Origin of the sequence: Pseudoalteromonas sp. 3J6 (assembly GCF_903995135.1) — a bacterium.
Lineage (GTDB): Bacteria > Pseudomonadota > Gammaproteobacteria > Enterobacterales > Alteromonadaceae > Pseudoalteromonas.
In genome coordinates, this window is record NZ_LR877185.1 from 964,282 (window position 1) to 987,100 (window position 22,819).

At 39.9% G+C, this 22,819-nt stretch carries 21 protein-coding genes and 1 pseudogene; 10 read left to right on the plus strand and 12 right to left on the minus strand.

Features of this window, described 5'->3' with window-relative positions; all coding sequences use genetic code 11:
• Nucleotides 1–13 precede the first annotated feature (13 nt).
• The 8 genes from nqrE to P3J6_RS04495 all read right to left on the minus strand — a co-directional run bounded on the left by nqrE (nucleotide 14) and on the right by P3J6_RS04495 (nucleotide 7,194).
• Nucleotides 14–622, minus strand: coding sequence for an NADH:ubiquinone reductase (Na(+)-transporting) subunit E (gene nqrE / locus P3J6_RS04460; protein ID WP_006791490.1), 609 nt, complete (start codon nucleotides 620–622; stop codon nucleotides 14–16).
• Nucleotides 623–632: 10 nt separating this feature from the next.
• Nucleotides 633–1,265 carry an NADH:ubiquinone reductase (Na(+)-transporting) subunit D gene (locus P3J6_RS04465; protein WP_006791491.1) on the minus strand — a complete coding sequence of 211 codons (633 nt, stop codon included), beginning with the start codon at nucleotides 1,263–1,265 and terminating at the stop codon, nucleotides 633–635.
• Nucleotides 1,265–2,014 (minus strand): Na(+)-translocating NADH-quinone reductase subunit C, encoded by a 750-nt coding sequence (locus P3J6_RS04470; protein ID WP_008111895.1) that lies wholly within the window; start codon nucleotides 2,012–2,014, stop codon nucleotides 1,265–1,267. The genes P3J6_RS04465 and P3J6_RS04470 overlap by 1 nt, the downstream gene beginning before the upstream one ends.
• A complete protein-coding gene (locus P3J6_RS04475) occupies nucleotides 2,007–3,212 on the minus strand; it encodes an NADH:ubiquinone reductase (Na(+)-transporting) subunit B (RefSeq protein ID WP_008111893.1) in 1,206 nt (401 codons plus the stop codon). The genes P3J6_RS04470 and P3J6_RS04475 overlap by 8 nt, the downstream gene beginning before the upstream one ends.
• A 1-nt stretch (nucleotide 3,213) precedes the next feature.
• Entirely contained in the window at nucleotides 3,214–4,557 is a 1,344-nt protein-coding gene (locus P3J6_RS04480; protein ID WP_054202028.1) for a Na(+)-translocating NADH-quinone reductase subunit A, read from the minus strand.
• A gap of 353 nt (nucleotides 4,558–4,910) precedes the next feature.
• Complete coding sequence (gene fabV, locus P3J6_RS04485; RefSeq protein ID WP_198522327.1) at nucleotides 4,911–6,104, minus strand: enoyl-ACP reductase FabV; 1,194 nt, start codon at nucleotides 6,102–6,104, stop codon at nucleotides 4,911–4,913.
• 109 nt (nucleotides 6,105–6,213) lie between these two features.
• Nucleotides 6,214–6,525: a BolA family protein gene (locus tag P3J6_RS04490; RefSeq protein ID WP_010391086.1), complete on the minus strand. Its 312-nt coding sequence runs from the start codon at nucleotides 6,523–6,525 to the stop codon at nucleotides 6,214–6,216.
• A 69-nt stretch (nucleotides 6,526–6,594) separates the two neighbouring features.
• On the minus strand, nucleotides 6,595–7,194 hold the full coding sequence (locus P3J6_RS04495; RefSeq protein ID WP_138569945.1) for an alpha-ketoglutarate-dependent dioxygenase AlkB family protein: 600 nt from the start codon (nucleotides 7,192–7,194) through the stop codon (nucleotides 6,595–6,597).
• Nucleotides 7,195–7,237: 43 nt separating this feature from the next.
• On the opposite strand from P3J6_RS04495, the gene P3J6_RS04500 reads away from it, so the two are divergent.
• From P3J6_RS04500 to P3J6_RS04515, 4 genes are read left to right on the plus strand one after another with little or no spacing between them, the layout of a single operon-like run.
• A complete protein-coding gene (locus tag P3J6_RS04500) occupies nucleotides 7,238–8,386 on the plus strand; it encodes a methyltransferase (RefSeq protein ID WP_198522328.1) in 1,149 nt (382 codons plus the stop codon).
• Nucleotides 8,387–8,947, plus strand: a complete 561-nt coding sequence (locus tag P3J6_RS04505; RefSeq protein WP_008111881.1) for a YajG family lipoprotein — start codon at nucleotides 8,387–8,389, stop codon at nucleotides 8,945–8,947.
• Nucleotides 8,948–8,949: 2 nt separating this feature from the next.
• On the plus strand, nucleotides 8,950–9,570 hold the full coding sequence (locus P3J6_RS04510) for a peptidylprolyl isomerase (RefSeq protein WP_008111880.1): 621 nt from the start codon (nucleotides 8,950–8,952) through the stop codon (nucleotides 9,568–9,570).
• Between the two features lie 51 nt (nucleotides 9,571–9,621).
• Nucleotides 9,622–10,998, plus strand: coding sequence for an AmpG family muropeptide MFS transporter (locus P3J6_RS04515; protein ID WP_198522329.1), 1,377 nt, complete (start codon nucleotides 9,622–9,624; stop codon nucleotides 10,996–10,998).
• A gap of 72 nt (nucleotides 10,999–11,070) precedes the next feature.
• Here P3J6_RS04515 and P3J6_RS04520 read toward each other — a convergent pair whose 3' ends face one another.
• Nucleotides 11,071–11,310 carry a helix-turn-helix domain-containing protein gene (locus P3J6_RS04520; protein WP_198522330.1) on the minus strand — a complete coding sequence of 80 codons (240 nt, stop codon included), beginning with the start codon at nucleotides 11,308–11,310 and terminating at the stop codon, nucleotides 11,071–11,073.
• Nucleotides 11,311–11,675: 365 nt separating this feature from the next.
• On the opposite strand from P3J6_RS04520, the gene P3J6_RS04525 reads away from it, so the two are divergent.
• Nucleotides 11,676–11,864, plus strand: a complete 189-nt coding sequence (locus P3J6_RS04525) for a hypothetical protein (protein WP_138605633.1) — start codon at nucleotides 11,676–11,678, stop codon at nucleotides 11,862–11,864.
• Nucleotides 11,865–11,922: 58 nt separating this feature from the next.
• On the opposite strand, the gene erpA is transcribed toward P3J6_RS04525, so the two are convergent.
• Complete coding sequence (erpA, locus tag P3J6_RS04530; protein WP_002958911.1) at nucleotides 11,923–12,261, minus strand: iron-sulfur cluster insertion protein ErpA; 339 nt, start codon at nucleotides 12,259–12,261, stop codon at nucleotides 11,923–11,925.
• 237 nt (nucleotides 12,262–12,498) lie between these two features.
• Between erpA and P3J6_RS04535 the strand changes: the two genes are divergently transcribed.
• The 5 genes from P3J6_RS04535 to P3J6_RS04555 all read left to right on the plus strand — a co-directional run bounded on the left by P3J6_RS04535 (nucleotide 12,499) and on the right by P3J6_RS04555 (nucleotide 19,083).
• Nucleotides 12,499–14,181, plus strand: a complete 1,683-nt coding sequence (locus tag P3J6_RS04535) for a chloride channel protein (RefSeq protein ID WP_010391078.1) — start codon at nucleotides 12,499–12,501, stop codon at nucleotides 14,179–14,181.
• Nucleotides 14,182–14,197: 16 nt separating this feature from the next.
• Nucleotides 14,198–14,632 (plus strand): CopD family protein, encoded by a 435-nt coding sequence (locus P3J6_RS04540; protein ID WP_010391077.1) that lies wholly within the window; start codon nucleotides 14,198–14,200, stop codon nucleotides 14,630–14,632.
• 112 nt (nucleotides 14,633–14,744) lie between these two features.
• Complete coding sequence (locus tag P3J6_RS04545; RefSeq protein ID WP_054202016.1) at nucleotides 14,745–15,761, plus strand: aspartate carbamoyltransferase; 1,017 nt, start codon at nucleotides 14,745–14,747, stop codon at nucleotides 15,759–15,761.
• 38 nt (nucleotides 15,762–15,799) lie between these two features.
• Nucleotides 15,800–17,080, plus strand: a complete 1,281-nt coding sequence (gene hemL / locus P3J6_RS04550) for a glutamate-1-semialdehyde 2,1-aminomutase (protein WP_069440337.1) — start codon at nucleotides 15,800–15,802, stop codon at nucleotides 17,078–17,080.
• 161 nt (nucleotides 17,081–17,241) lie between these two features.
• Entirely contained in the window at nucleotides 17,242–19,083 is a 1,842-nt protein-coding gene (locus tag P3J6_RS04555) for a methyl-accepting chemotaxis protein (RefSeq protein WP_198522331.1), read from the plus strand.
• Between the two features lie 60 nt (nucleotides 19,084–19,143).
• Here the strand turns inward: P3J6_RS04555 and P3J6_RS18935 are convergent.
• Together P3J6_RS18935 and P3J6_RS04565 are read right to left on the minus strand one after the other, a co-directional pair.
• Nucleotides 19,144–19,535: pseudogene (locus tag P3J6_RS18935) on the minus strand (IS3 family transposase); the annotation flags it as partial.
• A 241-nt stretch (nucleotides 19,536–19,776) separates the two neighbouring features.
• Nucleotides 19,777–22,797 carry a TonB-dependent receptor gene (locus tag P3J6_RS04565; protein WP_178955351.1) on the minus strand — a complete coding sequence of 1,007 codons (3,021 nt, stop codon included), beginning with the start codon at nucleotides 22,795–22,797 and terminating at the stop codon, nucleotides 19,777–19,779.
• Between the last annotated feature and the right edge of the window lie 22 nt (nucleotides 22,798–22,819).

Genomic DNA, 22,819 nt, shown 5'->3' on the forward strand with positions numbered 1-22,819 from the left:
GACCTCGCTATTATTACAGTGAAATACCAGAGAATGACATAAAGCCAAGACCCATCAAGCCAACAGTGATGAAGGTAATACCTAAACCACGTAAACCATCTGGTACGTCTGAATACTTCATTTTCTCACGGATACCTGCAAGTAATGTAATTGCAAGCGCCCAACCCACACCAGCGCCAATACCATAAACAACAGACTCGCCGAAGTTATAGTTACGCTCAACCATGAAGGCTACCGCACCAAAAATTGCACAGTTAACTGTGATTAGTGGTAAGAAAATACCTAATGCGTTGTAAAGCGGTGGGAAGAACTTATCTAATGCCATTTCAAGAATTTGCACTAGTGCTGCAATAACACCAATGAAAGTTAAGAAACGTAAAAAGCTAAGATCTGCTTCTGGGTAACCAAGCCACTCTAGTGAACCTGGTGCTAATACCGCATGGTAAACCAAGTTGTTAACCGGTACTGAAATACCTAATACAACAATAACCGCTACACCTAGGCCAATTGATGTAGTTACTTTTTTAGACACGGCTAAGAAAGTACACATACCTAGGAAGAATGCTAACGCTAAGTTTTCAATAAAAACGGCTTTTACAAATAAACTAATATAATGTTCCACTTATCGCCCCTTACGCTTTAGCTTCTACTTGGTCTTTCTTATAAGTACGAAGTACCCAAATGAATAAACCAATGATGAAGAATGCACTCGGTGGTAAGATCAATAGACCCATAGGTTGGTACCAACCACCATTTTGTACTAATGGAATAATATCAACACCGAATAGTGAACCTTTACCGAATAACTCACGAATAAAGCCAACAGTAAGCAGCACTACAGAGTAACCTAAGCCATTACCAATACCATCAAGGAAAGACATTAATGGCGGCGACTTCATTGCATAAGCTTCAGCACGACCCATTACGATACAGTTAGTAATGATTAGACCAACGAATACTGATAACTCTTTTGCCGTAGCGTAAGAGAAAGCTTGTAGTACTTGGTCAACCACGATTACTAATGATGCAATAATCGTCATCTGTACGATGATACGTACTGATGAAGGGATATGATTACGAATAGTCGAGATAAAAAGGCTAGAGAATGCAGTTACCAAGGTCAATGCAATTGACATGATTAATGCATTTTTTAAGCTAGACGTTACCGCTAGCGCAGAACAAATACCAAGTACTTGTAATGCGATTGGGTTGTTAGCGAAAACTGGACCAAATAGGACCGCCTTCATTTCTTTAGTATCAGCCATTAGTTCAATGCTCCTTTACGTACTTTCGCAAGGAAAGGGCCAAAGCCATTTTCGCCAGTCCAAAAATCAACTGCATGGTCAACACCATTAGACGTTAATGTAGCACCTGAAAGACCATCGATCTTATGCTCATCACCGGCTGCAGTCCCTTTAACGATTTGGATTGGTAACTCTTTACCTTCCCACGTTGCAGTCCACTGTGGGTTTTGAATTTCACCACCTAGACCAGGTGTTTCGTTATGTTTGTAGAAAATGATGTCTTTAATAGTTTCGCCATCGCTTTCAAGCGAGATAAAACCGTACATTAAACCCCATAAACCATAACCCTGAATAGGAAGGATGATTGCATCAGTAGAGCCATCGTCTTTTTTAGAGATATAAACAGGCGCACGCTTGGTAATACGTTGAATACCGGCGATGTCTTTAATACCATTCTCTTTTAAAGATTTACTTAAATCAGCATCGTATTTACTTTTTTCAAAGTCAAAATCTTCTACCGGCTCAGCAAACTCACCACTTTGCATATCAACAAAGCGAGTTTCGATTTTAGCATCAAACGTTTCGGCAACGTTATCAACTTTGCCAATACCAGCAGCAGCTAAGATATTGCTTTGAATATCTTTTGCTTTATTTGCTTTTTGCAGAGGGCGTAGTTGTACAGATGTTAGCGATACAATAACTGCACACACTAAACATAATGAGACAACAACAGCTAGCGTTTTGCCAATTGATTCGTTATTACTAGACATTACGTGCCAACCTCCGCTTGATATTAGCTTGCACTACAAAGTGATCGAATAAAGGTGCAAACAAGTTAGCAAATAAGATTGCTAGCATGATGCCCTCTGGGTATGCAGGGTTAACAACACGGATCATGATAACCATAAAGCCAATAAGCGCACCGTATGCTAATTTACCTTTATCAGTAAATGCAGCAGATACAGGGTCAGTTGCCATAAAGAACATACCGAATGCAAAACCACCCAATACCATGTGCCAGTACCAAGGCATAGCAAACATTGCATTAGTTTCAGAACCAATGGTGTTCAGTATTGATGAGGTTACTACCATACCTAGGAATACACCTAGCACGATACGCCAAGACGCGATGCGCACGTAAATTAGGAATAAACCACCAATAAGTACAGCTAGTGTAGACGTTTCGCCCATAGAACCTTGAATGAATCCGTAAAACGCATTCCACCAAAGCTCAATATCAGTCGCGTAATTTAACGTACCAGCAAACGCTTGACCAAGCATAGTCGCGCCAGAGAATGAATCTACGGCAGTCCATACTGTGTCACCTGAAATTTGTGCAGGGTATGCGAAGAATAAAAACGCACGACCAGCAAGCGCAGGGTTTAAGAAGTTACGGCCTGTACCACCAAATATTTCTTTTGCGATAACTACACCAAAAGTAATACCTAGTGCAACTTGCCATAAAGGAATCGTTGCAGGCAGAATTAATGCAAACAATACAGAAGTTACAAAGAAACCTTCATTAACTTCATGCTTACGCACAGAAGCAAATAACACTTCCCAGAAACCACCGACAATAAAGGTAGTTGCATAAATAGGTAGGAAGAAACAGGCTCCGTAGAACATTTTCGCACCCCAGCCTGCATCAACGGTTAATTCACCGCCAAGTAACTGGAATAAACCTACTTGCCAAATATTAGCTAGCTCAAAGCCATTACCAAGTGCAATTGCAGCTTGATGGCCAATGTTGAACATACCAAAGAACATGGCAGGGAACGTCGCCATCCACACTAAAATCATCATACGTTTTAGGTCGATGTTATCACGAACGTGAGTTGAACCTTTGTTTACGTAACCTGGCGTGTAAAAAATAGTCGCAGCAGCTTCATACAGCGCGTACCATTTCTCATGCTTACCACCTGGTTCAAAATGTGGTTCTATATCTTCTAAGAAAGTTTTTAAGCCCATTTTAGCCTTCCTTCTCGATCGTAGTTAAGCAATCGCGTAGGGCTGCGCCGTACTCGTATTTGCCAGGACAAACGAAGGTGCATAACGCTAAATCTTCTTCATCTAATTCAAGCGCACCTAATGAAATTGCACTGTCTAAATCACGAGACAATAAGTCACGTAATAAAAGCGTTGGCAAAATATCAAGTGGCATAACACGCTCATAGCTTCCAAGTGGAACCATGGCACGTTTTGAACCGCCCGTAGACGTTGTCATTTTAAATAAACGACTCGGTGTAAGGTGAGACAAGAATGTACGCGTTACAGAGAATTTATCACTACCTGGTGCAATCCAGCCAAACAATTCTTTTTCGCGACCTTCAAGTAATACAGATACTTGAACGTGGTAACGGCCTAAGAATGCATGAACACCAGACGACGTAGCACCTGCAAGTACAGAACCAGAAATAACACGGTTATCACCGTCTTCTAATTCACCTGCTACTAAGTCATCTAATGAAGCACCTAATTGTGTTTTCACTAAACGAGGATTCTTAACACGCGGACCTGCAAGCGAAATCACACGGTCTGTGTAAATTTCACCAGTAAGGAAAAGGTGACCATACGCAATAACGTCTTGGTAACCAATGTGCCAAACTTGCTTGCTAGCAGATACTGGGTCAAGGTGATGGATATGAGTGCCAACAAGGCCAGCTGGGTGCACGCCACCAAACTCATGTACTTCTACTTGAGCAATAGGTGAACTAGGAACTTGACTGCCTGCTTGCTTACAAACAAATACTTTGCCATCGGTTAAACGTGACACAACAGCCAAACCTGCTTCAAACGCTTTCGCATTTTCAGCAATAACTACTGCAGGATCTGCAGCAAGTGGATTGGTATCGATAGCTGTCACAAAAATAGAGCTAGGATTTGCATCCAACGCCGCTATTTTACTAAATGGGCGAGCACGAAGTGCTGTCCATTGACCCGATTGAACTAGTACTTCTTTAGCTTTTTCACGGTCTAAGCTGTTAAGCTCAGTTTCCGAGAAAGAACCAAAGGTGATTTGCTCACTGCCGTTTACTTCAATAACAACAGATTGCAGAACACGTTTAGCACCGCGATTAATTTCTTTTACTGTACCAGAAGCTGGTGCAGTAAATAATACGCCTGGGTTCTTTTTATCTTCAAAAAGTACCTGGCCTTTTTTGACTTGGTCATCCACACGAACATGCATGGTTGGACGCATACCGATAAACTCTTCACCTAGCACAGCTACACGTTTGACGGCAGAACCATCATGAATAACTTGCTGAGGTGCGCCCTCTAAGGGTAAATCCAGACCTTTTTTTATATTGATCATACGCACTTGCACTACATTAACGGAAAGAAACTGAAAAATCGTACCAACCACGCCGCTATTTGTATTATTGCAAGCTATAAAATGACTCGCTATAGATACCAAACAAGCAGCGCAGTAAAACTCCTCACATATTGCTTTGATTTTAACATTATTGTGACTGACTATGCGAGTGTATTTATGAAAATTATACGAGAGAAACGTTTATTTAGTTTTGTAATTCATAATTAATAAAATACAAGCTAGACCAAAGTGGTAAATAAACCAACAAATAGCAAAATTTTTTTCAAATCAAGGCTAAAAAACAAAAAAGTCGCACTAGGCGACTTTTCCAAAATTGGATTACTAGCTACAGATTAATCAATCATATTTGCAATTGGCGCAACAGGATTAACATCTTGCTCGTAATCAACCGTATCAATGCCAAAACCAAATAGGCGTAAGAACTCATTATGGTAGCCCACGTAATCCGTTAACTCATCAATTGAACTTGTGTCTACACTATCCCAAATAGTTTGAACACGTGCTTGAACGTCATCTTCCAGCTCTTTGTAGTTTTGGAATAAATGTCCGCCCTCATCAAAACGTGGTGAATCACCGTATAGGTTTTCATTAAATAACGCATGAATTTGCTCAATTGTGCCCTCGTAAGTGCCATCAGCCTTCATCACTTTAAATAGTGCCGAAATGTAAAGCGGCATTATTGGGATTGCCGAGCTTGCTTGGGTAACAACCGCATTAAGTGAAGAAACGTAAGCTTCGCCATTTAAATCTTGGGTAGCGGCTTTAATAGCTGCAGTGGCACGGTCTAGGTCTTCTTTTGCCTTACCTATGGTTGCATGTCCATATATTGGCCAAGTTAGTTCTTTACCAATGTATGTGTAAGCCGTTGTTTTAAAGTTATCTGCTAGTACATCAGCGTCTTTAAGGGCGTCAATCCACATTTCCCAGTCTTCGCCACCCATTACTTTAATGGTGTTGTCGATATCGTCTTGGTTTGCTGCTTCAACAGTTACTTCATCAATTTCACGCTTTGACGTATTCAAGTTTTTAGTCGTTACCGCATTACCAATTGGCTTAAGTGTTGAAGAAAACACTTCCCCTGTATTTGGATCAGTACGACGAGGTGATGCTAAGCTGTAAATAATACAGTCAACTTTACCTAATTCAGCTTTAATGGTGTCGATTGTTTTTTGTTTGATTTCGTTAGAAAACGCATCACCATTAATATTTTTAGACCATAAGCCTTCAGCTTCAGCGGCTGCTTGAAATGCCGCCGTGTTATACCACCCCGCAGAGCCTGTTTTACGTTCAGTGCCTTCTTTTTCAAAGAACACACCTAATGTTTTAGCGCCACCACCAAATGCAGCGGTAATACGAGATGCAAGGCCATAACCTGTAGACGCACCAATAACTAATACATTTTTAGGCGTATTTTTTAATGCCCCTTGTTGCTTTACGTAATTAATTTGTTCTTGAACATGCTCTGCACAGCCAACTGGGTGTGCATTGGTGCAGATAAATCCGCGAATTTTAGGCTTAATGACCATTGATCATCCTATATCTTTTACAATAAAAATTAGCGCTAGTTTAAAGGCTAAAACAAAAAAAACTGATCTGATCAGTTACGCACTGCTCAAACCACCTTCTAGCTACCTGTTATCCAACTTTTGAGCCGCCCATGCAATTAGGTGACTGCGGGGCTTCACCGTCGTGCTCTGTAAATTCCTCAGGAGTATAAGTGTGCATAGCAAGCGCATGAATATGATTTGCCAGCTCATCTTTTAAAATTTCATTAATTTCACGATGACGCTGCAATAATCGCTTACCAGCGAATTCTTCACTGACTACAATCACTTTAAAGTGAGATTCAGTCCCCGCACTGTGCATATGGCTTTCGTTAATAACATTTAAATGCTTACACGCAATAGCATTTGCTAGCTTGTCACGTATTTGTTGTTGCATTGACATAAAAACCATCCTCAAAATTCAGTTATATGGTTACTATAACAACTGCGGCTACACCATGGCTAATGCTATTTAACTGAAACCATTATTAATATAGCGAAACGTTAAACTGATCCGCGGGTGTTTAAGTGTTGTTTGTTTAGGCAACGCATGTTGATAATTTTGTTGGCTCTGTCCGCTCATTATTAAACAACTACCACTTTGTAATTTGATGTTAGTAATGCTGTTGCTTACTTTGTGTTTAAGTTTAAATAACCGTTCTGCACCAAGCGACACACACGCTATGGTAGGCTCAGGCCCTAGCTCAGCCTCGTCATCACTATGCCAACCCATACAATCGTGGCCATCCCGATAATAATTAACCAAAATTGAGTTAAATGGTTGCTGTAGGTGATTTTCTAAACGTGTTCGCATGGCAAGTAATACGTCTGGCCAAGGCTCTAAGTCGAGTTTATGCCCAGAATAACCGTACTCAAGATTTTCTTCGCTGATAAAACATTGTAGCCTAGGTATTGGCCCCGTTTTACCAAACACTGTAATGTTTGGCTGTTGCCAATTTAGGTTTTGCTGCAAATAATAAAATAAATCGAGGCTTTTTTGTGCGCTAAGTACCTTACTTTGATAAGAAAAGCCATTTGGTAACAGTTGGGGGTTGGCGTTTGGCGGTTGCATGTTAGAATTTACCTATCATTTGATTACCGATCATTAAACTATTATGACTACGCAAGCTACGCTCGGCGATAACACTTTTACTCTTGAACGCTTTCCTTTGGATCAAAAAAACCGCAGCTTACAAGCGTGGGATTCAGCAGACGAATACCTTATTGACTATGTTAATGAACACTACCCTGATTGTCGCTCGTTACTTATCTTAAACGACAGTTTTGGTGCACTTAGCTGTTACTTTAGCAAGCAACAATTAACAGTTTGTTCAGTAAACGACTCATATATTAGCCATCAGGCAGCTGCTTATAACTTAGCGGAAAACAAAATCGCGACGACTGCGTTTAGCCAGCTTGATAGTTTATCGGCTCTGCCTGAGCAAGTAGACCTAGTGTTGGTAAAAGTACCACGCACGTTGGCTTTTTTACAATATCAGCTATCTGAATTAAGCGAGGTGCTCGCGCCAGATACGCCAGTTATTGGTGCTGCAAAAACTAAAGACGTGCATAACTCTACTATTAAAGCATTTGAAAACTTTATTGGTGAGACGAAAACAAGTCTTGCAGTAAAAAAATCACGTTTAATTATTAGCCAAGCCGCAGGCGGTTATAAAGGCGCAGATTTCCCAGTCAGCTGGCCACTTGAAGGCACTGATTTTACAATAAGCAATCATGCCAATGTGTTTTCGCGTGATTCACTTGATATAGGTGCGCGCTTCTTTTTTAATTATTTGCCACAAACAAATAAAGCCAAAAATATTATAGATTTAGGCTGTGGTAATGGCGTGGTTGGCTTAATGACATTAGCGCGCTGCCCTAATGCTAGTATTAGCTTTGTTGATGAGTCGTATATGGCGGTTGAATCAGCTCGACTCAACATTGAATTAAACATGGAAGACAAGTTTGAACAATGTACCTTTATAGAGAATGATTGTTTAACCGACTTTGAACGTGAAAGTGCCGATATTGTATTGTGTAATCCGCCATTTCACCAAGCACAAGCGGTTACCGACCACATCGCGTGGCAAATGTTTAAACAAGCAAAAGACACATTAAAAGAAGGTGGCGAGCTGCGTATTATTGGCAATCGTCATTTAGATTATCATGACAAACTAAACCGTATGTTTGGTAACTGTACTTTATTAGGCTCTAATAAAAAGTTTGTGGTACTCAGCGCAACTAAAAATAGTGGAACGTTATAAATGAAACTCATAAAGATATTATTGAGCTGTTGTACTTTAGTGGTTTTTTCGGGATGTGCCAATCAGCCTAATCAGCTTATTCTCAACCCTGTGTATAAAAGTGGACAAATAAGCTCAATCAATAACAGCTTAAACACCAGCGTGATTGATTTACGTGGTGACAGTGCAACCTTAAAGCTTATTGAATCAAGCAAAACAAAAACCATTGCCAGCACGGGTATTACTGAGTCAGTTAAAAGTGCGCTAGACAGTGCGCTTAGTCGCAATGGCGCTAGCATTTCTAATTTAGCGCAATTGCGCTTTGAGTTAGATATTCATGCACTGCAAGCTGTGGTTACAGAAAAGCTAATGAGCCATACCAGTGATGCCAAGATTGAATTTGAAGTACGAGTGATTCGCCCTACAAGTAATTTCAGTAAGCGTTATAGCGGTAATGCTAATTTATCTGGACCACTTGGTCATGATAGGGCAAAAATTGAAGGTCAGCTCAATAAGTTGACTGAGCAGTTAATTACCCGCATTGTATCTGACCCTGAATTAATTGCATTTTTAGAAGGTTAATAATGAAGCAACTTTTTTTAATCTGCGTAAGCTTATTTTTTAGCGTAAATAGTTTAGCGGCTCAAGAAGGCCGCTTTGTGCAAAAAGATAATATTTTCCCTCGAGTAGAAATTGTGACATCGTTGGGCAGTATTGTGGTTGAGCTAGACCGTTCAAGAGCCCCTATTACAGTCAATAACTTTTTGACTTACGTGTCTGATAAAAGCTATCAAGGCAGTGTGTTTCATCGTGTAGAACGCGATGTAGAAAATGATCGTGATTTTGTAATTCAAGGCGGTGGTTATGATAAAGATTACGATGGCCTGCATGAAAACGACCCTATTTTTAATGAAAGCGGTAACGGCTTAACTAACGATATGTATAGCATTGCTATGGCCTATCAAGATCGAGAACCACACTCAGGAACGCGTCAGTTCTTTTTTAACATGGATGACAATGACCATTTAAATCCAGGGCGAGATTGGGGATTTGCCGTGTTTGGCAGTGTTATGGAAGGTTATGAGACGCTCGATAAAATCATGGCTGTAAAAACGGGTTTTAATGACAAAATTGGCTACAACTTTGTCCCTGAAAAACCGGTTGTTATATTAAATATCAAGGTGCTTGAGCAAGTCCCTTTATAACTTTTTATCAGAGCAGCTTTGGCTGCTCTTTCTATGAGCCAATGAGCCCCTATGAATAGCACACTTTCTGTTCGCGAATACTTTTCTTATTTTAAAGATAAACGTTTGATTAATGTTTTTATATTTGGAATGAGCAGTGGCTTTCCGTGGGTGTTAATTGGCTCGGTAATGTCGGCTTGGCTTAAAGATGAAGGTTTGAGTCGCAGCATGATAGGCTTATTTGGCATTGTGTTTGGTGCCTACAGTATCAATTTTTTATGGTCGCCTTTAATAGACCGCACTAAACTGCCCTTTTTGTACAACTGGCTTGGTCAGCGCCGCAGTTGGATCTTGTTTTGCCAAAGCTTTATTTTGCTTGGCACGTTACTACTTGCAGGGCTTGATCTAAAAGCAAACCTAGCGATTGCCGCCGCACTTTGCTTGCTGATCGCCATAGCCTCTGCAACGCAAGATATTGCTATAGATGCTTTTCGAATAGACACTCTTAGTGAAAATGAATCTCACAAAGCCACCGCAGCCGCCGCAATGGCTACATCAGGTTGGTGGACAGGTTATGCTTTATTAGGGGCTGTGCCCTTTTATATGGCTGATATGCCAAACATAGACTGGCCGCAGGTCTATTATTTTTTATCTGCGATTATGCTGTTATTAATTAGCTGTGTGTTTTGGGCTAAAGAACCAAAATCAAACCGTGAAGCTGTTCATGCCGAGCTAGAGCGTGTTTATCTTGAAAAGCTTGCGGCAAGCAAACAAACACCACTAACGAAAATACTCGCATGGCTGGGTGTCACCGTGGTTGACCCATTTAAAACCTTTTTTGCTAAAAATGGGGTTAAAACTGCACTAGCACTGCTGGCATTTATTTTCTTATTTAAAATTGGTGAAGCATTTTTAGCACGAATGTCGATTGTATTTTATAAGGAAGTGGGCTTTAGTAATACCCAAATAGCAAATTACTCCAAGCTGGGCACGGGTTTAATCACCATTGTATTTGCCTTTTTGGGCAGTATTTTTAACCACAAATATGGCATAGTAAAAGGCTTATTTATTAGTGGCGTAGCCATGGCTGCATCTAACTTAATGTTTTCTTGGATTGCCTTAGCAGGGCCACAAGAACACTTATATGCAATGGCGATTGTAGTTGATGGTTTTACCCAAGCTTGGTCTTTAGTGGCGATGGTTGCTTTTATATCTATGCTGTGTGACAGAGCATTTAGCGCCACCCATTATGCGCTATTAGCATCATTGGGTAATTTAGGACGTACGTTATTATCGAGTTATAGTGGCGTAGTTATCGATGATTGGCTGATGGGGAATTGGTCATTATTTTTTGTATTAACAGCGCTTATGGTTTTACCTTCATTGATATTTTTATATCTAATTAGGCACAAACTATATTTATTAGAGCAAAATTATCATAATAGGTAATACCTAATGCATCCCTGCATTAGTATTAGCTGTAGACGTTAGGTTTAACTTTACGATTACAGCCTAAAAGCGTTAATCAGCTTTAATTAAGCTTAATGCTTCATACGGGTCAACTTCTAATGCATTGCAATAGCGAACAAACTCAATCACATCTAAGCGACGTTCTTGGTTTTCTATTTTGCCTATAAAAGAATGTGGCGTACCCAATATTTGCGCTAAGCTGCGCATTGTGTAGCCTTTTTCATGGCGCTTAGCTTTAAGCCACTTTGTTAGCTTTGCATTTTCTTCCGAAGATACGGTTTTACCCATCATATACAACTCCTACTCGTTGTTTAACTATACATATTGCAAAGTGCTCAATGCCGTCAACATTGTAAGCCCACTGAGACTAACTAAGACACAGTGTAAACGCTTACAATTTAAACAAAAAAGATTCTCAAATATGTATTAACTCTTTATTATTGTAAAAATGAAACCTTGCCCGTCTCATTCTTGGATACATTATATACCATTCACCGTTGATCTGAATGATTAATTAGTAATTCTGCGATTAAAGTCTAACAACAAATATTTACTAAGTCTGAATAAGGTTAAATATTTTATAACTTTTTTGTTTCATTTAAATATAAGCTGTTTATTATTAAGGTCTATTGACCCTAACTTAAAGAGGTTAAATCATGTTTAGACTACTCTTTTTACTGCCTATTATTTTGTGCTTAGGTTGGTACTTTTTTTTACGCCATTATGCAATTCCAATAAAACAGGGTAAAAAAGGATTTATCTATATTTTAGTTTTCTCAACGTTTGTACTTGGTTTTTTTGTGTTAATGATGCAAATAACAGAATACAGCCCAACTGAGTTATAATTTTTTTGAACATATAAAAAAACCGCTTATTAAGCGGTTTTTTTGGATAACGATATTTTTATACGCTAAAACTAGCACCACAACCACATGTAGTGGTCGCATTAGGGTTTGAGACAAAAAAACGCGCCCCCTCTAATCCTTCGGTGTAGTCAACTTCGCCATCAACTAAATATTGGATACTCATAGGGTCAATGACTAAGGTAACCCCGTTTTTAACAATTTCTAAATCGCCAGGATTCGCTTTTTCATCAAAAGTAAAACCGTATTGAAAACCTGAACACCCACCGCCTGTGACATAAACACGCAGTTTTAGATCTGGGTTTTCTTCTTCGTCGATTAACTGTTTAACACGCACAGCGGCTGCGTCGCTAAACTTAATGGGTAATTCTTCAGACATCTTATAACCCTCAATACCTTAATACTAATGCGCGAGATTATCTAATACCTGAGTGTTTTAATCAAGTATAGTTAATCCTGCTTCTACGCTCCAATGCTAACATCGCTTGTTTAGCTCACTCTGTGAATAGGTGCAGTATAAATTAAATTTAAATTAATCTGTTGTTAAAAATCTCAAGGACTTCCCTAGACTATTTTGATAAACTTGACGCCTAAAAATGCTACGGGGAAATAAAGCATGTGGCTTGAGCGACTGAGACGTCGATTAGCAAAACCAAAAACATCCGTACAATTATGCTTATTAGGCGTAAGTGCCGGATTAATTGCTGCATTTTTTATTATACTGTTCCGCTTAACCATTTTATTTTTCCAAAGTTTATTTCTAGAAACCCCTGACGATTTTACCACCCTACCCACTTTAGAACGGGTATTAATGCCTTTAGTTGCAGCGTTATTAATAGCTACATTTGCGGCTTTCACTGGCTTTAAACATTACCGCTTAGGTATTCCTTTTGTAATACACAGAATCAAGCGCCATTACGGGCAAATGCCACTGTATAACACGGTTAATCAGTTTGTTGGTGGTGCGCTGGCACTGATCAGTGGTTTTTCTGTTGGCCGCGAAGGCCCATCAGTTCACATGGGAGCAGCAGGGGCAAGCATATTAGCAAATAAATTACACTTACCTCACAACGCTATGCGTACCCTCAGTGGTTGTGGCGTTGCCGCGGGAATTGCTGCGTCGTTCAATACCCCGCTTGCTGCGGTTATTTTTGTAATGGAAGTGGTGCTCAGAGAATACAAAGTACATATTTTTGTGCCGATAATGCTCGCAGCCGTTACCGGCGCATTAGCCACTCAATTTGTATTTGGTGAGGGCTCAGAACTTGCGCTAATAAGCATTGCGCCACTAAGTGGTTGGCATTACCCCTATTTAATTTTGTGCGGCATGGGGCTGGGCGCGGTGGCTTATGCTTTTAATCAAAACTTAATGCTGATTATTAAAACCTTTAAACCACTAAGTATGTTTCCTCGTTTAATAATTGCAGGGTGTATTGCCAGCTTAATTGCCTATGCAGTTCCACAAGCTATGGGCTCAGGGATGAGTGCGATAACCATTGCTGTAGAGTCACCTGAAAACATGCAACTACTTACCACTATTTTAATTGCTAAGTTATTAGCCACCTTGTTTGCTATTGGCTTAGGTATTCCTGGTGGGTTAATTGGTCCGGTTATTGGACTTGGCGTTTTAACCGGCACTTTAATGGCATTTTTTGCCCAGTTTATTAGCCCAGGAACTGACATAGCTGGTACTTATGGGGTGCTCGGCATGGCAGGCTTACTAGCTGCCACATTGCACTCTCCCTTAGCGGCACTAACTACCGTGATGGAGCTGACCTCTTCACCGGAAATTATTGTACCGGCGATGATCGTCATTACCACCGCCTACGTTACAGCTTTGCAGGTATTTGGTAACCGCTCTATATTTTTACAGCAATTAGACTTTCAGGGATTACCTTACCATGTATCTCCGGCCACTGAGGCATTACAAAAAGTAGGGGTGATGGATGACATGGATGAAGACTTTAAATTGCTCTACTCTGACGATAAAGAGCAAATAAAAAACAGTCTAGATGCCATGGACAGCCAAACACCGTTAATTGTGTTTGACGAGGAAAATGGTTATCGCCTAGCCGAATATGACTTAAGTTTAATGTCTGATCAGGCGGTCAATATAAAGTACATTAGCTTACAAGGTATCAGCAGCCAGGCCACTCTTGCAGATGCCTTTGAAATTTTAAATGATAAACGCAGTGGTGCACTTTATGTATATAACTTATTAGATAATCAACAAATTATGGGATTACTAAGGTGGGATCAAATCCATCATATTCTAACCATACGTAACAGTTTACTTTAACAATAATGAGAACAGTATGAGTGCATTATTAATTTACAAAACCTTGCACGTATTTTTTATGATTGCTTGGTTTGCCGGTATTTTTTACCTTCCTCGACTTTTTGTTTATCACGCTATGAGTGAAGAAAAATCGTGTAACTCAATGCTAAAAGTAATGGAACGTCGGCTGCTTTATTTTGTTACCCCCTTTGCTGTGCTTACCGCAGTGTTTGGCGTATTAACTATTGTTGAATACGGCCGCGAATGGTTTCGTTACAGTATGTGGCTGCATTATAAACTAGTGCTGGTAATCATTTTATATATTTATCATGGCTACTGTTTCAAATTATTAGCTGATTTTAAACACGATAGAAATACAAAAAGCGATCGGTTTTACCGAATTTTCAACGAGCTACCTGTTTTAGCGTTACTCGTTATAGTTGCTTTAGCCATTATTAAGCCAAGCTTTTAAATACAGGATTATAAATTACACTGCCAAGTCGCAAACTAAGTTTGTATAATACGCGCGATTGCGTGCTCCTTTATGGATTATCGCGCCTTTTTGAATAACTAGGAATAACCCCATGTTCAGTTTCCAAGGTGAAAATATACTCTCTGTTAATCAACTCGATCGAGACTGTATTGAACGCATATTTGCTGTAGCAAAAAAAATGGAGCCATACGCAAAAAAACAAAAGCGTACCAATGTGCTTGAAGGCGCTATTTTAGCGAATCTATTTTTTGAACCTAGTACGCGTACTCGTGTTAGTTTTGGCACTGCGTTTAACTTACTCGGTGGACTGGTTCGTGAAACCACCGGTATGCAAAGCTCTGCGCTTGCTAAGGGCGAGTCACTATATGATACCGCACGTGTTATTTCAGCCTATGCTGATGCGGTTGCAATGCGCCATCCAGACTCAGGCTCGGTAGCTGAATTTGCAACAGGTTGCAGCGTACCAGTAATAAATGGTGGCGATGGACCCAATGAGCACCCTACTCAAGCGCTGCTTGATTTATTAACTATTGAGCGAGAGCTTAACCGCTTCGATCAAAATATTGATGGTATGCACATTGCGCTAGTCGGCGATTTAAAATATGGCCGAACCGTTCACTCGCTATCAAAGCTACTATGTCATTACAAAAACATTCGCTTTTCAATGGTTGCCCCTAATGGCTTGCAAATGCCTGACTCAATTTTATCTGTCGTTGAAAATGCAGGGCATAAAATTGAACTGGTTGATAAAATGGAAGGTAACTTAGCGGCCGATATTGTTTATCAAACACGCATTCAAGAAGAGCGTTTTCCGTCGCAAGAGGAAGCCAACAAGTACCGTGGTGGATTTAGAATTAGCCAGTCTATTTACAATTCCCATTGCAAACCGAACTCGGTGTTAATGCACCCGCTTCCTCGCGATAGCCGTTTAGAGGCAAACGAACTTGATAATGACTTAAATGCTAACGACAATCTAGCAATATTCCGCCAAGTACAAAATGGCGTACTTATTCGTATGGCGCTGTTTGCTTTAACCCTCGGCGTAGAAAACAAAGTCGAGCAGTATGAAGTAGACGTTCCTTGGTTTAGCCGCAAACGCGATAGCTAAGCTTTTAATTTTAAAGTGATAAAACAATAGGATTTTTCATGACAATTAGCCAAGACTTATTTAAACGAGCTCAAGACTCTATTCCTGGTGGCGTAAATTCACCAGTGCGTGCTTTTAATGGTGTAGGTGGTACTCCGCTGTTTATTACTAAAGCACAGGGCGCGTTTACATTTGATGCTGATGGCAACCGTTACATTGATTATGTGGGCTCTTGGGGTCCAATGATTATGGGCCACAATCACCCTGAAATAAAACAAGCAGTACATGATGCGGTAGAAAATGGTTTAAGCTACGGTGCACCTACCGAAGCTGAAATTTTAATGGCTGAAAAAGTTAAAGAGCTAGTCCCATCTATCGAAAAAGTACGTATGGTAAGCTCAGGTACTGAAGCAACAATGAGCGCAATTCGCTTAGCTCGTGGTTTTACTGGTCGTGACAAAATTTTAAAGTTTGAGGGTTGTTACCACGGTCATGCAGATTCACTGCTAGTAAAAGCCGGCTCTGGTGCATTAACTATGGGTGTACCTAACTCTCCAGGCATTCCTGAAGATCTAGCTAAGCACACCCTTACGGTTTCGTTTAACAATATTGAAGAAGTGAAAGCGATTTTTGCTAAATATGCCGATGAAATCGCGTGTATTATTGTTGAGCCAGTTGCAGGTAACATGAACTGTATCCCACCAGTACCTGGCTTTTTAGAAGGACTGCGTGAAGTCTGTGATCAGTACCAATCTGTGCTTATTTTTGACGAAGTAATGACAGGTTTTCGTGTAGCCCTTGGTGGTGCTCAAGCTTACTACAACATCAAACCAGACTTAACCTGTTTAGGTAAAGTAATTGGTGGTGGCATGCCAGTAGGCGCGTTTGGTGGTAAAACAGAAATTATGGATTACATCGCACCTGTAGGCCCAGTTTATCAAGCGGGTACACTTTCAGGAAACCCAATTGCTATGGCTGCAGGCTTAAAATCACTTGAGTTACTAAGTGCACCTGGCGTTCACGAAAAATTAGAAGCTATTAGTAAAGCGATTTGTGAAGGCTTTGAAGCTGCAGCTAAGAAAGCAGGCATTGCCTTAACGACTAACTACGCTGGCGGCATGTATGGCTTTTTCTTTACTGATGCAGAAAAAGTAACTACTTACCAACAAGCCACTGAATGTGATTTAGAGCGCTTTAAAAAGTTCTTCCACTTAATGCTTGAAGAAGGAGTTTATTTAGCACCTTCAGCGTTTGAAGCTGGTTTTGTTTGTGCTGCGCACACAGAGCAAGAAGTTCAAGCAACAATTGAAGCGGCAGAGCGCGCTTTTGCTAAGCTATAAGTACACTTTATAACGTTATTAATTACGTATAAAACACAAATTAATAATAAAAAATTGAAAAAGAGCCCGAAAGGGCTTTTTTTATTTGTAAACGCTTATATTTGAATAATAATTAGACTTTATACGGTCTATGTAGCCTAAATCAATTATAAGAGAAAACTATGTCAGGATTAAGACACTTAGCAGCCCCCGCCATCACACTCATGGCAAATTTAAAATATAAAACAAAAATTAGTGTTGTGTTTGGAATTTTATTATTACCATTAGCGCTGAGCTTATTTTTTTTAGTGTCTTTGCTAGGTAACAGTATTAGTGTTTCGCAAATGCAGCAACAGGGCTTAAAAGGTTACCATCGCATCTTAAGTAACCAAATAGATGGCAACACAGATAAAAATCCACAAGTTGCGCGTGCGTTAGGCTATCAAATCAATAGCACTAAAACTCAGGATATACTCGAGTTTATTTCTATTGAATCTAACTTAGCGTTAGATAACCAGCTTGCAAGCTCCTACCTTAACCGCTCATTAGTACTGCCTTTACCCTCGCTAATTGTCCAAATTAACTTACTAACACGAAGTGCAAACACTGTGATCGATAATAATCGATTTACCCCTGAAACCTTTATTGCGCTATCTAACTTAAATAAATCGTTACCCCTTTATGAAAATCAATTATATAAAACACTTAAAGTAGCAACCGATGCTGATAGCACCGTGAGCGAAGCCTTATCTGCGCCACTAAAACAATTACACAGCGCAATCAATACATTTAAAAACGCCATAGAAAAAAAATTACTCGAACCTGACAACATAGCCTTAACAAAAGCAGAATTTGCGAAGCTCACTAACAATGTAAACACGAGTATTAATACGCTAGTTGAAAAAAGTATCCCAACTCTTGAGAGTCTTATTGAAAAAAAATACGCCTCACAATTGTGGATACGCAACTTAGTATTAGCGGCCTCTGTGATCAGTTTGCTATTTGCTTTATATCTTATGGTCGGCTTTTACTTTGTTGTAGTTGATACTATTACCCAATTTGCTCTTTGTGCAGAGCAAGCAGCCAATGGCGATTTAAGCTCGAAAATCAATTCAAGTACTCACGATGAAATGGACATCATTGCCCAAAGGTACAATGCTTTATTACGTGCTTTTACACAGCTATTAGAGAAGGTTAAAAGCAGCACACATTCACTATCTGATGCAACCTACTCCTTATCTCATGTAAGTAGCCAAACGAGTCAGGATGTAGAAAAGCAGCAAAACCGCGTTAATGCTATTAACTCAGCTCTAAGTAATATGAGCCATAGCGCACACAGCGTTGAGGACTCAGCTAATAAGGCAATGCTCACAGCTCAAAAAGCAACAAAACATGTTAAACAAGGCGCAGATAACACGATGGAGCTGGCTAAATACATGCAGGACTTAAAAGTTGAATTTACACACAGCCAGCAATCGCTTAATAAGCTTGCCCAAGATAGCCAAGAAATAAGCAAAGTAAGCAAAGGGATAAGTGAAATAGCCGAGCAAACCAACTTGCTAGCACTTAATGCCGCTATTGAAGCCGCTCGCGCAGGAGAGCATGGCCGTGGTTTTGCAGTTGTTGCAGATGAAGTAAGGACACTCGCTAAACGCACACAAACGCAAACCCAAGAAATACATCAAATTATTAGCTCGTTGCAACAAGCATCTGAAGATACACAGCAAAAAATGCATTCTAGTGTAGAAAAAATGGAGCAATCTGTTGATGCCGCAACACAAACAAATCAAGTGTTACAAGATGCAGAATACAGTATGAATATGATTAAACAACAAGGAGAAGAAATAGCCCTGCGAGTAAAAGAGCAATCACAAGCTACGGCACAAGCTCTAGGCGACTCAGAGGAGGTGAGTAACCTAGCTAATCATACGCTTAGTTCGGCACAGTCTTCCTTACAGGATGCTCAGCGATTACAGCAACTATCGGATGATCTGACTAAATCAATGCAATTTTTTAAATCTTAAAAAATTAATAATTGCCCCGTCCTGAAATAATTTGACGGTTTTAATGAGAGGCTTGGTGTGTCAGTACCAAGTTTTTTTATACACTTGATTTGGTATTTTCATACCCAAACTTAAGTACGAACGCATTTCATTTTATATGAATATCAACTCCTCAACAAGCAGCTTAACTCTACCATGTATAACATTTATACAGTAGGAATATTACTTTAATATCCCGTTTCTACGCTCTACTCAGGTGTTTTGATAACAGTTATATCCGTCATCGATGGCTTAATTCTCTCTTTAAATAACTCATCTTGATATACTTCAGAGCAACACTGTAAACCTCTATCTGAATGATGAATCGCGTCACATTTAAAAACGCTATGCTTAATCGTCATATATAGCGCTTTCATTTCATCACTCTGCTCATAATCCATTATTCTCCGACTATAACTATCAGTTACTAATGACCGTTAATATATGCTTTGCGCTTGCTTGTGTGTGAAGTCACCTTTTTCTACTTACTTAACAACGGATAGTTTAAAGCCTAATGTACAATCTCGTTGGGTACGCTTAGCGCCCTTAATTTCAATGGTCTTCATAAATAGATCCTAAATGTGTAAATGCATTTCAGGACAAAAAAAGCTTTCGCATAAAAAAAGCCCTTTCGGGCTTTTTTATTATTTATATTATTGTGATGCTATATAAAGTTTAGAATCGAGCTTCAAACCCTATACGAACATAACGTGGAGTCTGCCAAGAGTAAGCAGCGTCATGGTAAGCATTAACTTCGCCTTCATTTTGCTCGTAATGCTCATTCAAAGAAGCCTCTGACTGACTATTTAATATGTTGAACACATTGATTGATGCTCTCATATCAATATCTGAAACAGTAAAGTCATATGCAGCAGATAAATCTAAGTTAAATGTCCATGGTGTACGACCATTTGTACCACGGTCATGCTTCTCATAGATTTTTTCTTCTTGCTCACATTCACCATTACCATTGGTATCAGGACACTCATTTGTGTAAATGTAGAAAGTATCACCCCAACCACCATTTAGATTTGGATCTTTTGACGGGTAACCTTGGCCGAATAAACTTTTAGGACGACCACTTTGTAATGTTGCATTCCAACCTACAGTCAAGTTTTCAACTGGCTCCCAACTACCAAAGAATTTAAATGTATGACGACGATCATTAGGTTGATAACCCTGAGAGCCATCCATTACAGCTGGGAAGTCGAAGTCTTGTGTAATACCCGCATCAGCTTGGCCAATATCGGATTTAACAGCACCTTCAAAGTTACCAACACTTCGTGCCCATGTATAACCAAACTGGTAACGAATCGTATCAGCCTGATAATTTAGGTTAAACTCTACGGCGGTATATTCATTATTAGCCTTAGGTAAACCAATAGTGTCAGCAGAGTAAGTCGTTAGTGAACCTTCATCTGGAACACCGTCGTTATCAAAGCTTGAATCACCCCAATCAGTACCATTCCAATAGTAACCATCACTATACCAGCTAGAAGATGAACCAGGATTAATCATCACACAATATGGGTAAGCATAACGACCACAGTAATCATCTAATGCAGTAGCAACTTCACGATAAACACCTTTAATACCAACAGTGTACTCATCATTTAGTGCTTGCTGTACACCTAAAATATATTCATCTTTTGAAAATGGTTCGGCTTCTTGCGCTTGGAAAATATCTTTTTCTGGGATAACCGGAACACCACTTACTTGTTGTGAGTTTGCTAAACCGCCTGAGCCAAGAGTATCTGCCAAAGGAGCCAAACCTGTAGGTGCTCCTGTCGTTGCATCAACACCCGTATACGTGTAAGCAGTAGTAATATCACTTACCCCAGAAGCTGCACGGAAAATAGTGTTATTTGCAACAGGTAAGTAATAACGTCCATAAGTACCATATACTTTAGTGTCGCCAGTGCTCGTTGGATCCCACGTGAAACCTAAACGAGGAGCAACATCCGTTTTGAAGCTTGTAAGTAGCTTATCTGTTGTGCCCCAACTATCAAACTCATCTATACGTAAGCCAACAGTTACCGCAAAATCATCTGTTACTTGCCAATTATCTTCTATGTAATAAGCCGTAAGCTCTGACTTAAAGCTACCGCCACCATCAAATACTCGATCTTCAACGTATTGCAATACATTACCAGTATTGTTTGTTAATGCGCCATTATCAGCTTGAAAACTGCCGTTAGCCGCTAGTGTACGGTAATCATAACTGTGGCCACCGATAGGACGACTCACACGCTCAGATTCACGCTCTTGATAATCGATACCAAAGCTAATCTGATGGTCTTGCCAAACATACTCAATATCAAGGCGGTACTGAGTATTTTCATCATTATTTGCACCAAAGCTACCACCAGCACCACAACCAGTGATTGGATTAGAAGTACCACGAGAATCTGTAATACTTGGGCAAATTAAGTTTTCTGATTGCGTTTCATACTCAGTCTCAATTGTACCAGCCATTGCTGTGACAACTAAATCTTCAGTTAGTACACCTGTGTAACTCAAGCTTTGCGCTTCGCCACCACGCTTAAGTAATGCACCATCTTTGCGGTCGCCTATAACACCGTTGTTGTAATCATAAACAGAACGCTCAATATCACGACGATTTGAATAAGCAAAATAGCTTAAGCGATGGTTTTCATTAATATCCCAATCGAGTTTACCACCCCAGAATAAATTATCTCCGCCAGATGCAGATTCTTCTCGGTACTGATCGTTCGGTGAAAATTCATCTCCACCCCAAGTATAAGACGACTCAGTATCACGCGGGTTTATTAAACCATAGAAAAAAAGTGTGTCTTCAATAAGTGGGCCACCAACAGCAAGTGTAACGTCAGTCTTGTTATCAGAGTCATAGCTTTCATCTCTGAAAATTTGACCTGCTCCATTATTGCCACGAGAAATGCTGCCCTCTTCTTGCAAAGAATCAGGTTGGTACTGAACTACAGCAGAAAATTCCCACTCGTTAGTACCGCCTTTTGTAGTTGTATTAATAGTACCACCAGTAGCTCGGCCAAACTTGGCTGAATAACCACCGGTTTTAACTTGAAATTGGTCATAGAATTCAAACGGGACTTCGCCACACCCTAAGCCTTGGCGAGTATTAGTAACTTCTAACCCGTTAATATAACATGCATTTTCAGCAACAGAAGAACCACCAAATGACGCTGTATTTCCAAATGCGCTATCACCTTTTACAGCCCCAGGTGCTAATAATGCAACTGATGTTAAATCACGATTAATTGGCATTCTGTCAATTTCAGCATCTGTAATAACTAGGCCCGAATCAGCTGTTGAAAGATCTATTGATGAAATACGAGCACCAACAACTTGAATTACCTCTGGGCCAGAAGAATCGAAACTGTTTAGGTCAAAGTTAGCTTTTGAATTGGCACCTAAAGAGACTCTAACGCGGTCTTCAGCAACTACAGCATCGCCTTTTAATATTTGTATCTCGTAACTACCTGTAGGCAGAGAGGCAAAGCGAAAGGTACCTTCACTAGAAATACTTAGAGTTCGCTCTAAACCAGTTGCAGGGTTTTTAACTTTTACAGTGTAAGAACTATTATCATTAATATTATTTACAGTTCCTATTACATCAGATGCAACAGCAGGTAATGCTAGGCCTAAGGATGCTGATACGGCAATTGCCGTTATACTTTTCCTAAATATTGATTTCATTATTTATCCCTGTTTGAAATTA